The sequence below is a fragment of the Ligilactobacillus sp. JN-6 (Y).1 genome (assembly GCF_058111525.1).
The window spans coordinates 537,625-549,681 of record NZ_CM176599.1; the positions used below are offsets into that span (position 1 = coordinate 537,625).

Annotated in this window: 10 protein-coding genes and 1 pseudogene; 3 read left to right on the forward strand and 8 right to left on the reverse strand. The window is 42.0% G+C overall.

Features of this window, described 5'->3' with window-relative positions; all coding sequences use genetic code 11:
* Positions 1 to 62 precede the first annotated feature (62 nt).
* The 3 genes from AC3XNE_RS02595 to AC3XNE_RS02605 all read right to left on the reverse strand — a co-directional run bounded on the left by AC3XNE_RS02595 (position 63) and on the right by AC3XNE_RS02605 (position 2,361).
* Positions 63 to 806: a deoxynucleoside kinase gene (locus AC3XNE_RS02595; RefSeq protein WP_489832693.1), complete on the reverse strand. Its 744-nt coding sequence runs from the start codon at positions 804 to 806 to the stop codon at positions 63 to 65.
* A 183-nt stretch (positions 807 to 989) separates the two neighbouring features.
* Positions 990 to 1,694 carry an MFS transporter gene (locus tag AC3XNE_RS02600; RefSeq protein ID WP_489832694.1) on the reverse strand — a complete coding sequence of 235 codons (705 nt, stop codon included), beginning with the start codon at positions 1,692 to 1,694 and terminating at the stop codon, positions 990 to 992.
* Positions 1,627 to 2,361: an MFS transporter gene (locus tag AC3XNE_RS02605; RefSeq protein WP_489832695.1), complete on the reverse strand. Its 735-nt coding sequence runs from the start codon at positions 2,359 to 2,361 to the stop codon at positions 1,627 to 1,629. Before AC3XNE_RS02605 ends, AC3XNE_RS02600 begins: the two co-directional genes overlap by 68 nt.
* Before the next feature lie 153 nt (positions 2,362 to 2,514).
* On the opposite strand from AC3XNE_RS02605, the gene AC3XNE_RS02610 reads away from it, so the two are divergent.
* The 3 genes and pseudogenes from AC3XNE_RS02610 (at position 2,515) to AC3XNE_RS02620 (ending at position 5,300) form a co-directional block, all read left to right on the forward strand.
* Positions 2,515 to 2,877, forward strand: a complete 363-nt coding sequence (locus AC3XNE_RS02610; protein ID WP_489832696.1) for a MarR family winged helix-turn-helix transcriptional regulator — start codon at positions 2,515 to 2,517, stop codon at positions 2,875 to 2,877.
* A gap of 111 nt (positions 2,878 to 2,988) precedes the next feature.
* Positions 2,989 to 3,840: pseudogene (locus AC3XNE_RS02615) on the forward strand (aldo/keto reductase).
* A 122-nt stretch (positions 3,841 to 3,962) separates the two neighbouring features.
* The gene (locus tag AC3XNE_RS02620) at positions 3,963 to 5,300 is read left to right on the forward strand and encodes a dihydrolipoyl dehydrogenase family protein (protein ID WP_489832697.1); all 1,338 of its coding nucleotides are present in this window, start codon (positions 3,963 to 3,965) and stop codon (positions 5,298 to 5,300) included.
* A gap of 412 nt (positions 5,301 to 5,712) precedes the next feature.
* Here AC3XNE_RS02620 and AC3XNE_RS02625 read toward each other — a convergent pair whose 3' ends face one another.
* The 5 genes from AC3XNE_RS02625 to AC3XNE_RS02645 form a co-directional block, all read right to left on the reverse strand.
* Positions 5,713 to 6,846, reverse strand: coding sequence for a 5-methyltetrahydropteroyltriglutamate--homocysteine S-methyltransferase (locus tag AC3XNE_RS02625; protein WP_489832698.1), 1,134 nt, complete (start codon positions 6,844 to 6,846; stop codon positions 5,713 to 5,715).
* 401 nt (positions 6,847 to 7,247) lie between these two features.
* On the reverse strand, positions 7,248 to 8,891 hold the full coding sequence (locus AC3XNE_RS02630) for an alpha-keto acid decarboxylase family protein (RefSeq protein WP_489832699.1): 1,644 nt from the start codon (positions 8,889 to 8,891) through the stop codon (positions 7,248 to 7,250).
* Positions 8,892 to 9,094: 203 nt separating this feature from the next.
* A complete protein-coding gene (locus tag AC3XNE_RS02635) occupies positions 9,095 to 10,357 on the reverse strand; it encodes a methionine gamma-lyase family protein (RefSeq protein WP_489832700.1) in 1,263 nt (420 codons plus the stop codon).
* A 128-nt stretch (positions 10,358 to 10,485) separates the two neighbouring features.
* On the reverse strand, positions 10,486 to 11,553 hold the full coding sequence (locus AC3XNE_RS02640) for a DUF5105 domain-containing protein (RefSeq protein ID WP_489832701.1): 1,068 nt from the start codon (positions 11,551 to 11,553) through the stop codon (positions 10,486 to 10,488).
* 79 nt (positions 11,554 to 11,632) lie between these two features.
* Positions 11,633 to 11,776 carry a hypothetical protein gene (locus tag AC3XNE_RS02645; RefSeq protein WP_489832702.1) on the reverse strand — a complete coding sequence of 48 codons (144 nt, stop codon included), beginning with the start codon at positions 11,774 to 11,776 and terminating at the stop codon, positions 11,633 to 11,635.
* Positions 11,777 to 12,057 lie beyond the last annotated feature (281 nt).

The window sequence follows — 12,057 nt, forward strand, 5'->3', positions numbered from 1 at the left end:
CAACTAAAAAAGAGCCTACCCTATTTACATAAGGCAGCTCTGCAACTTGTCTTGTTTCTTACTTACTGTGCTTTAAATACTTTTTCATGTTCAGACTTAAATTTATCCATCTGTACGTCATCCAAGTTACCCAATTCATGCAACTTGTTTTCGATCGTTTCAAAGACTTGCACACGATCGCTTAAGTTATCAACGAAGTCATACTTGTCGCCATCAATAACTAACAATGGTGAAGCCTTGTATTCTTTCATCCACATGTCATAACAATTTAACAAACGATGGTAATAATCTACCAGCGATGGATCATTTTCAACTAACTCATAATCACGGCCTCGTTTCTCGATACGTTTTAACATCGTTTCGTAGGAGACCCTGATCGTGATCATTAGGTCAGGCGATTTTTTGTGTGAGGCAAATGGCAATTCTTCCATCATGTTGTTCAGCAAACTCTTGTATATGTCGTATTCAACTTCTGTGGCGTTGCCCATTTCCGTGTTGATCTTCATGAAGATCTCATCTTCATAGATCGAACGGTCCAAAATGTTGTTGTCTTCACGCATTGCCTCCTTGATCATCGAAAAACGACGGTTCAAGAAGAAAGTCTGTAATAAATATGCGTATGGATTAGTAGCTTCTTTGTCGCCGGCAGCACGCTTTTGCGCAGCGATCTCGTTGCCTTTATAAAAAATCGGCAAGACGGGGTTGTCCTGCACTGGTTCATAATATGCTTTTGTTCCGAGTTCTTCTGAAAGGATATCCGTTAAACTAGACTTTCCCGACCCGATAATACCAGATAATGTAATCAAAATGATTGAAGCATCCTTTCCCTAATTAACATTAGACAAGAGCTTACCTTGTCCTGGCTCCTATTATTCGTCCATCTAATCATACGCGATTTTGCCTAAAAAATAAAGACCAAAATTTTGTTAAAGCACAACTTGTAGTTGGTGGGTTACGCTTTCACACCAGATATATGGGGTTTTAGCCTGCTAGTATTTTGTTTTCAAACGCCGAGCAAAAAGGACTGTTACCAAACTGATCGCTGCCAAGATCATCAAAATACTATAATCAAAATGACTGCCCTTTGCCGTTAATATCGCCAAAGAGGCATCCTTCTTCATCTGTTGTGCTGAAATAACTGCTGATAAAACACTTGTTCCAAAAGAACCTGCATACTGTTGAAAAGTATTAAACAGTGAATTAACGTCTGCTTTTTGTTCGATTGAAACCTGCGTGCTAGCGTCAGACATTGAGTTACTAAAACCAAAATTAAAGCCGCCACGTAAGAAAAGATAGATCAAAGTCGTCGAAAGTACACTCAGTGCTCCGGTCATTGTATAAAATAAACTTGTACCGACTAACAGGGAAATACTAGATATCATCAAAGGTAAAAATGCACCATGTGTGTCGAACAGACGGCCAGCATAGGGAGAAACAGCTGCCCCCAGTAAAGCACCTGGCAACAAGATCAGTCCAGCAACAAAGGCGCTGGTATGAATATAGTTTTCGGCAAAAATTGGAATGACAAATGAGATCCCAATATTAATAAACTGCAGGATGAAGAAGTTCAACCAACGCAAGCCTATCAATGGCTTTAACAGAAGTTTAAAGTTCAAGATCCGTCGGTCAGAAAAGTGAAAATGTAAAGCCAGCAATAAAATACCTACAATAAAACCGACCATCACCGAAGCCATAATTGCCGCCGTTTGCAAAAGCCGTACTTAAACTAAAAAAGGTCAAACTGAGCAAGGTAAGTCCGACCCAGTCAAATTTCTCCTCGGTCCCATTAGCTTTTAAGAAAATATTTTTCTCACCAAGCCAGGCAGTTAACAAAAGAAGCGGTAAAGCAATAATAAAGATCCCTCGCCATGACCAAAAAGCAGCCATTGTTCCGCCATAAGTTGGACCTAAAGCTGGTGCGAGAGAAATTATCATTGCGGCGACTCCCATGTACATCCCTAATTTTTTCTGTGGCACAAGCGACATGACCAGATGATACATCAAAGGCGTGGAGATCCCAGTTGCGATCGCCTGTAATAAACGTCCAGATAACAAGATGGGGAAAACCTGAGCTGTAGCGCACATCAACGTTCCCAGCAAATTAAAGAAAATTGCCACTGAAAATAACGAGCGGGCATTGAATTTCTTTATTAAAAAACCGGTCGTTGACATAATGATCGTTACCATCAGCAAATAACCGGAAGTGACCCACTGCATCGTCCCGAGTGTCACGTTAAATTCACGTGTTAAGGTGGGAAAAGTGACATTAAGTGAAGTCTCGACAAGTATTCCCAAAAATGACAGCATCGCTACAGCTATGATCGAGGCTTTAGATCGCCAGCTAACGTTTTGTTCGTTCATACTAATTGACTCCTTCTTTATTTACAGTTATCATAAAAGTGAAAAATGTTTCCTAGGAAACTAAGTTCATCATCTAATCTTACAACTTTCAAAACCCCATGCCAAATATTTTATTTTGCATGTCCTAAAACAAGGAAAGGGGATGACGATCCGGTGCTTTCTCAAGAGATCTTGCACAAATATAACCACCTGTTAGCCTTGGACGACGATGACGATCAAGAAAAACGATGGTTAAGCGCGCAAGATCCGAATGCTGCAGGCCTTCGGACCTCACATTTTCATATTCTTTCATATTTAAATGCACACCCGGCTGCATCCGCCAAAGAGATCGGCGAGCAATTTGGCATTTTACGAGGAACTTTGTCCAAACGAATGTCTCTTTTAGTCAAGCGTGGAATGGTTACAGTCCAAGCTGACCATAAAGACGGTCGCAGCAAACATTATTCGCTGACCTCCGGAGGAGTGAGACTTGCACATCTTCATGAGGAACTTTTGAAACAAAAAACGCTCAACTGACGGAAGTGCTCCAGACCTTTAGTAGAGAAGAATTACAAACGATCGCCATTTTTTTAACAGAGGTCACAAACGCTGAGGAAAATATGCACTATTAATGAAAGGAAGATCTTTATGCAAATACCTACTATAAAATTACGCAATGGTCTAGACTTGCCCGCAGTCGGCTTTGGAACTGCCGGCGTGAAAGGGCCATCCGGGATCGAAACCATTGCTTCTGCGATCAACAATGGTTACCGCTTGATCGATACGGCCTACAACTACGAAAATGAAGGAACAGTCGGTCAGGCCATCAAACGTTCTAGCATCGACCGTTCAGAACTGATGGTATCATCCAAACTTCCAGGACGTCATCACAAGTATAAACAAGCGATCGCTGCGATCCAAGAATCACTTTACCGGGCTGGACTGGACTATTATGACCTATATTTGATCCACTGGCCAAACCCGAAACGTGGCGAATACGTTGAAGCATGGCAAGCCTTACTTGACGCCAAACGATTTGGTTTGGTGCGTTGTGTAGGAGTTTCCAACTTCTTGCCGGCGCATTTGAACAAATTGCAAACTTAGACTGGCGAATTACCAGAGGTCAACCAAATCGAGCTGCATCCTATGTTCAGCGAACCAGCTTTGCGTAAATACGACCAAGAAAATGGGATCGTTACCGAGGCTTGGAGCCCGTTAGGCGGTGTTGGCATGGGACTAAGCCAACCGATCCGTGAGTTACCATTGATCAAACATTTGGCAGAAAAATATGGTGAAAACGGCGGCCAAATCATTTTGCGCTGGGAACACCAACTAGGAGTTTTACCGTTGCCTTTGTCACGTAACGCCGGGCGTCAGGCGCAAAACTTGGACATTTTTGACTTCTCATTAACTGACGAAGAAATACAAGAGATCATTGAGCTAGATAAGACAGATGCCCGTGTTTCGCAACAAGATCCGCTGACACACGAAGAACTATAGAACAGAACCATTCTTTCAATTTGTAAAAAGGTTGCCGCATTAAAGCGCAACCTTTTTTCTTGCTATTTGACTAATTTTGTGGGATTTTAAACTCAAATTCAAAAACAAATAGGAGGAATACCATGACTGCAAATTATGATTATGACGTAATATACATTGGCGCAGGCCACGCTTCATTTGATGGTGCCGAACCACTCGCTAAAACTGGCAAAAAAGTCGCGATCATTACCGATGATTTAATTGGCGGCACATGCACCAACCGCGGATGCAATGCTAAGATCACACTAGATGAACCAGTGAATCTGCAACGAGAAGTGGAGCGGATGCAAGGCATAGTTCACGGAAATATCACGATCGATTGGCCTGCTTTGGTCGCTCACAAGCTAGCTGTGATCAAAGATCTGCCACATGGGACTGAAAACAAGCTGACCGGTGCCGGCGTGAAAATATTTAGAGGTCATGCTAGTTTGACCGGACCACATACTGTTCAGGTCAACAAACAAACTGAATATTCTGCTGCAAAAATTGTGCTCGGAACGGGTCAGCATTCCCATCGTTTGGCTATCCCTGGCAGTGAACTCGCGCATGACAGTAGTGAATTTATGGACATCAAAGAAATGCCACAAAACATCGCGATCATTGGAGCTGGCTATGTCAGCTATGAGTTTGCCACTATCGCAAACGCCGTTGGAGCAAACGTTACTGTTTTCATGCACGGAGAACATGGCCTGCGCAGCTTTTATCAAACGTTTGTCGACAAAGTCACCGCTGATCTGCAAGACCGCGGCGTCAAATTTATCAGGAATTCCAACGTGAGTGCATTTGAAAAAAATCAGCAAGGAGTTTCGGTCCACTACGGCAATGGGCAGACAGCTAATTTTGACTGGATCTTAGATGCTACAGGGCGAGACCCGAATGTGGATGATTTAGGGCTCGCTGAGGTTGGAGTCAAATATTCTAAGACTGGGATCGAAGTCAATGATTACTTGCAGACTAATGTACCCAGCATTTATGCTGCCGGTGACGTGGTCGAGAAACCACAACCGAAATTGACTCCGACAGCAACTTTTGAATCCTACTATCTATACAAGCTTTTTAGCGGTCAAACAACTGACGCCATTAAATATCCAGCGATCCCTACTACCGTCTATACTTCACCACGAATCGCACAAGTTGGTGTGACGCCCGAACAAGCTCAGCAAACTGGTTTTGAGATCGTAGAAAATCATATCCCCGATGACTGGTACCGGCAGATCGACCAAGAAACCTTGGGTGACCGCGTTTTAATCTTTGACAAGCAACAGCGCTTGGTAGGAGTGACAGAATTTAGTGACAAGGCCGAAGATGCCGTCAACACCTACCTTCCAGCCATCGTGTCCGCCTACGATAACGACGATATGTGGCAAATGGCGCACATCTTTCCATCGGTCGGTGCATCTGCTTGGCATAAGATCCGCTAAAGATGGAAATCTGCTGAGATGACCGCAGTTTGCCGGAGCTAGTTTAGTCGAGTTGCTCCGGCATTCTCATTGCGTTTAAGGCTATCTTTTAACTGCAATTTCATTTGCGGTTATTACTTCTGTCATCTTTTAACTGCAATTTCATTTGAGGTTACTACTTCTGTCATCTTTTAACCGCATTTTCATTTGAGGTTACTACTTCACACATCTTTTAACCGCATTTTCGTTTGCAGTTACTACTCCCGCAATCTTTTAACTGCCTTTCTACTTGTAGTTACTACTACGGCAAACTTATAACTCCTTTCCCAATTGCAAAAGTTATTCTGCCTGAATAGACCTTATATTTCACCGAAAAAAGGAGTTCGTGAACAATTATCCACGAACTCCTTTTTGCTGCTTCTCTACTATCAGCCTATTCTCCCCAAATTTCTTTGGGAGTCTCAACAACCAAGCGGATCTTATCCCACTCCTGTTGTTCCGTCAGTTTATTACCTTCTTCGGTCGAGGCAAAACCACATTGGGTACTCAGTGACAAATTTTCTAACGGCACAAACTCTGCAGCTTCTTTGACACGATCGACCAGCGTTTGTTTAGATTCCAAGTCAGGCTTCTTGCTGGTGACCAAGCCTAGTACTACATGTTTGCCGGCGGGAACTTCACCCAACGGAGCAAAATCGCCTGAACGATCATCATCAAATTCTAAATAAAAGGCATCAACCTTTTCTTTGGCAAATAAGTGGCTGGCAACGGGGGCATATCCACCTTTAGCAGCCCAAGTCGAATGATAATTTCCACGACAAACATGGGTGCTGATACGTAAATCAACTGGAAGATCCGTCAAAGCTGCATTATTTAATTTCAAATACGTATCCTGCAACTGATCTATATCATAATCTCCGTTAGTCTGATGTTGCCAAAAATCATGATCTACGACCATGCCCCATGTACAGTCATCGATCTTCACATCCCGACAACCTTCATCATATAACGCTATGATCAAATCATGATATGCTTGGCCAATATCTGAGATCAGCTCATCTTGATCGTCATAAAATTTTTTAACTGCAGCTACGTTTTCTTCGCCACGAAGTAACTCAGAGTATAGCTGGGCTGGAGCTGGAATACTTTGCCGCGGTGTTACTCCATCCTTATCAGCGACTAAATCACGCAAAAATTTGAAAGCCTGCAAATCGTGATGGGCTGGATCAAAGGCGATCTTTCCTTCGACCTGTGCGGAATCAGCTCGTGTTTCTTCATCATGGAAAAAGTAACCATGTTCTGGTTTAGTATGCTTGATCCCAGCAAAGCCCCAAAATGTATCCAAATGCCAGTAACTTCTCCGGAATTCTCCATCAGTCACAACTTTTAATCCAGCAGCGATCTCCTTTCCAACTAAGTCACGGATCGCATCATCTTCCACTGCAATCAGATCTGCATGGCCAATATTGCCTGCTGCAAAATCTTCTCGTGCTTGTTTCAGTTCATCTGGTCGTAAAAAACTTCCTACAATATCGTAATGTAATTTTGTTGCTGTTTGCTTAGCCATTTTAAATCGCTCCTTTTCAAATATCCAGTCACTAAAAAAGCCCCTAAAAGATAGCTCTTACTATCTTTTAGGGGCGTGTCATTTACATTCTGAATTTCACGCGGTACCACCCACTTGCAACACTATCCTCACGAACAATGTCCTCATCAGGTACACAAAAATTGCTATACCTTACCGCGCTAACAGGCGGACCCGCGAACAACTCGTTAAGAAACTCATCGTTCGTTTGCATCCAAGACCATCTTCGCCATGATCACATTGTCGTTTTACAGCTACCACGACTCTCTGTAAAGGATCTCAGTGGTTACTCATCTTTTCTTAGCAAATATCCATTAAATTGTTGGTAATAATAATACAGAAACTTCTACTTGTCAAGAACTTATGACAAATATCTTAACTATTTACTTTTTTGAAGCTTGTCCCATCTTTGCTAGGACTTCCGGTGCGTCTTTTTGCGCCATTTGGACACGGACCAAGACTAACTTGCCCTCTTCTTTTTGAGCCTGTTTCAAAGCTGCAAGCAACTCTTTTTCAGTCGCAGCATGTAAAACTACTGCTTGCGCAGGATCAGCACCGAAAAGTTCCGGCACTTGGTCATAGTTAAGTGCGGGCACGTCATTATAGGATTCATCCATCCCATGGATATAACGCTCGACTGTGTAACCATCATTTTCGATCAGCAAGATGATCGGATGTAATTTTTCTCTGAAAGCTAAACCAAATTCTTGGAGCGTCATTTGCAAGGAACCTTCTCCGATCGAAAGGACATTGCGACTATGCGGGTCGGCAATCTGACTACCGAGTGCCGCTGGGAAAGTGTAGCCGATGGAGCCCCAAAGCGGTTGTCCAATATATTTAGCCTCGTCTGGTAGAGGTTGTGTCGTTAAGCCAAAATATGAAGTCCCTTGTTCAGCAAGTAAAGTCTGTCCTGGCTGTAAACTGGCTTCAACCGCATGATCATAAAATTCTTGTGTCAATTTGCGATCAGCAGCCTGTGGCAAAGCCCGCGGAGCTGCATGATAGCCTGGCTCATTTCTAGCAGTCTGCAAGTCTAACTGTGGCAAACGTTTGATAAGTGAGAAAAAGTCAGTGTCGAAATGCCTGCCAAACACACTAGTGTCAGTTGAGCTGATGGAGATCACTTGGCCTGTAGTGAAACTTTGTGTAAAGCTGCCACTCACAGAATCTGTGATCTTTGCTCCTAATAACAACACTAAATCGGCTTGATCAACAGCCTCTTTAGTAGCCGGCTGGCTCAACTCACCATTGTACGTACCGACAAATTGCGGTAAGGATTCTGACAACGTTCCCTTGCTCAAACCGTTGTCGGTAAATGGCAGATCATGGTCACTGACAAATTTTTGGACCTCTGATCCCAAGCCAAAACGCGCCACTTCATGTCCAACTAAAACCAATGGGTGTTTTGCTTGTGTCAAATATTTACCTAGCTCTGTCAAAAGATCTTCATCAACATTTTGTTCATGTGGTTGAACTAGTTGCGGGATCCGGTCTTTTAAAGCAGGATTGGCGGGGACATCACCGAGATCTAACGGTAATACAACATAAGCTGGTTTTCTAGTATCAACGAGCCGCCGTGCCATTTTATCGATCTCGTCAATGGCATTATCTTCGGTCAAATGATAGACATCAAAACCTAAAGCGCGATGGGCTTTTTCAAACCTTATGAAATCCCCATCACCAAAAGTATGGTGTACTAACTTATGGTCTTTTTGAATGTTTGTCGTTGGCGAACCGACGATCTCAAGTACTGGCACATGCTCTGCCATTGCTCCCGCCAAACCATTTAAAGCACTCAACTCGCCGACACCAAAAGTCGTGATCAATGCACCAAAGCCATTTTTGCGAGCATAGCCATCTGTCAAATAAGCGGCATTAAGTTCATTGGCATCACCGATCCAATCCATGTCGTCTCTTTTAGTAATGTGATCCAAAAACTGTAAATTATAATCGCCAGGAACCCCGAAAACCTTGTTAGTCCCGAGTGCCTGCACAACGTCTAACAAATAATCTCCCACTGTATACATTCTGCCACCTCCAAATTGTTTACTTTTATTGTATATTTAAGAAAACTTACACGCTAATTATCCGCTTGTTCAGAATTGAATAAATTTATCTATTTGCTTAGCCTGACTTTATCAGGACAGTTTTTGCAAACAAATCAAAACGAAAAAATGCCCAGCAAGCTTGCCCTCTAAAGCGGGTTTTAGCTTCCTGGGTACTTTTTAGCCTAGTAAAATGTTTCTCTGACAGCATTTGTGATCGCAATCTTGACATGTTGGTACGATAATCCGCCCTGAATGTATAAAGTATACGGTTCGCGCAATGGACCATCAGAAGAAAGCTCGATCGTGGAACCCTCCGTGAAACTTCCAGAAGCCATGATGACCTGATCTTCATAGCCATCCTGATAACTCGGTTCTGGGTCAACAAAAGCATTCATTGGTGAATAATGCTGAATGGACGCACAAAATTGGACCATCGGCTCTGGTTTGCCAAATGTAACAGTCTGCACTATATCCGCCCGTGGAGCATCCCATCTCGGAGCCGTATCCATACCCATCTTTTGCAATAAAGCTGCCGTGAAGACCATGCCTTTCAATGCTTCACCTGTGGTATGCGGTGCCATAAAGAACCCTTCGTAGAAGTCACGCAAATAACCATAAGTCGCACCTTCATATTTACCAGCCCCGGGCACTATCAATTGTGAACCACATTCTTGGATCAAGTCTTTACGCCCGACAATATATGCCCCCGACTTGGCAAACCCGGCTCCGGCGTTTTTATATAAAGAACCCGCCATTAAGTCAGCGCCGAAAAATGTTGCTTCCTCAGTTTCTGTAAATTCTCCATAACAATTATCAATAAAGACTATGGCTTGTGGTGCCAAACGTTTGGCAGTCGCCACCATTTTCTTGATTTTTTCTAATGTGAAGCTGGCACGGCTCGAATATCCCAAAGAGCGTTGGATCGTAACAACTTTGATCGTAGGGTCTCCGCCCAGATCCTTTTCAACCTGTTCATAGTCAACTTCTCCATTTGGCAATAAATCCGTACATTTATAGTTGATCCCACGCTTCTTCATTGACCCTGGCTGATCACCAGCAATTCCGATCACTTCTTGAACCGTATCATAAGGCATACCTGTCATGTAGTATAGAGTATCCCCATAGTACAATTGCGAAAATAGCGCCGTTGCGATCGCGTGTGTACCGGAAGTCAACTGTGGGCGCACTAACGCATCCCCAGTTTTAAAATAGCCAGCGTAAATTTCTTCTAGTTTATCGCGACCAACATCGTCATAACCGTAACCCGTTGATCCTACTAGATCCTCTTCCGCAACGTGATTTTTAGCAAATAAATTCAACACTCGTTGTTGATTATACAACGTTATCTCATCGATCTCTTTCAAACGTGGCGCGATCTGCTTATCAACTTCCGCAATTTTTGCTTGTAGATCTTGCGGCAAATTTTCCTGCCAGTTATGATCCATTACATTTTCTCCTTTTTCAAATACCAATTGTTTAGTCCATTATCACTTTCTTTTAAATTGTAGCTGTTTTCTGATGACCATTCAACTGTACAAAAAAAGAGCAGTTCACGACTGCTCCTTATCATCTCCTAATAAAAATCACCAATAAATGCCTTACGTACAGTCGTCAAACCATAATCCTCAGTATCTATCTTCCATTTACTGCCATCTTTGCTTAACTTAACGGTTTGCGCAGTATCTTCACGAATCGGCATTTGTTTCAATATTTCTGGAAACTTTTGTATCACCATTTCTTTAACTGCGCGATCGACCTGATCGTACGTTAAGTCAGGATCGATATCCTTAGACTTTTCAACTTTCTGCCGAAAACTAGTAATATCAGCAGACAAACCAGATAATTTAACTTCTGTTGGGGTGACTTTGATCTCGGCAGTATCCGGTGTGTATGAAACTAGTTCGTATTTGACTGAACCCTTTTCGTTATTCAGCTTCTGGATCTGGCTGATCATCTTCAACGATGCCTGATCTGTGATCGTATTATTAAAAGCATTTGTCTCAAGAAAATCTCTAGTTTCTTTTCGATATTCAATTTTTTCATTTTCTAACTTGTTCGAGATAAAACTGTTATAGTCCGTATCGTCTTCATTTTTATTCAGAAAAACACTATCAACATAACTAGTAACCGCTTTTTGAGGCTGCAGCGTATTATCTTTATACTTACCGGTGTCTATTTTGACCTTCGAAGTTGGTACTTCCTTGCTAGACGTGGACGTTGGCGAGACCTCTAATGTATATTTGGCCTTTTTCTTGACTGGGAAAACAACATAGCCGGTCACTGTATCACCTTTTTTTAGTTTCTCAGAAGACAGCGTGGAAAAACGATCACCACTGCTGTAAATACTAAGTGCCTTGGTGCTACCCGACTTATTTTTTAGTTTAAAACTATTACTGTACAAGGTATTTGTAGAACCGTTATTTTTAACATGAACTTTTATTGCTAAATACTTTTTTTCACCAGTCAAAGTATCTTGCCCTTTTGGAAGGATATATTCTGCCTTTTTGACCGTTACTGCATTTCCATCAGAGGGGGCAGCAGCCTTTTGTGCCGAACTCTTAGAGTTGCCTCCGCATCCTGCCAGTGTAACTATTGCAAACAAACCTAAAATCGCAGACATTACTTTTTTAGTCTTATACATCAGACCTCATCTCCTTTTGGTTGAATGGATCCTTTGGTGACCGGTAATATTTTCAAACATTATTTTCTCTATTATAATACTATTTGTTAATACATGTAAACGTTTTCTTTGGGAACATGGCACCTTTTTTAGCAGCACTCTTTGAATTACCACCGTACCCCGACAATGAAAGTAGTACAACTAGACTTAAAGCGACGGTCATGATCCTTTTGTTTTTCTTCACGCTACGCCATCTCCTTTTTGTTAAAAATTTTATATAAAATTACTTGGAAAAGTGAACAAAATTTCCGAGTTTGACACTCCATCCTACTTGTTGAGATATGGCCAAATAAATATACTTTTTTTATAACTATACTTTTATAGTTCAACGCAAACAGTTTCTTAATTAAACAATATTTGTAATAATATTGATGCTTTTATAAGTTTTGTTACAAATTTGTGTCTTTTTGTTGAATTTAGATAACTACTTTTTTAATTTATGTAGCTATTATGATATTCTTGACT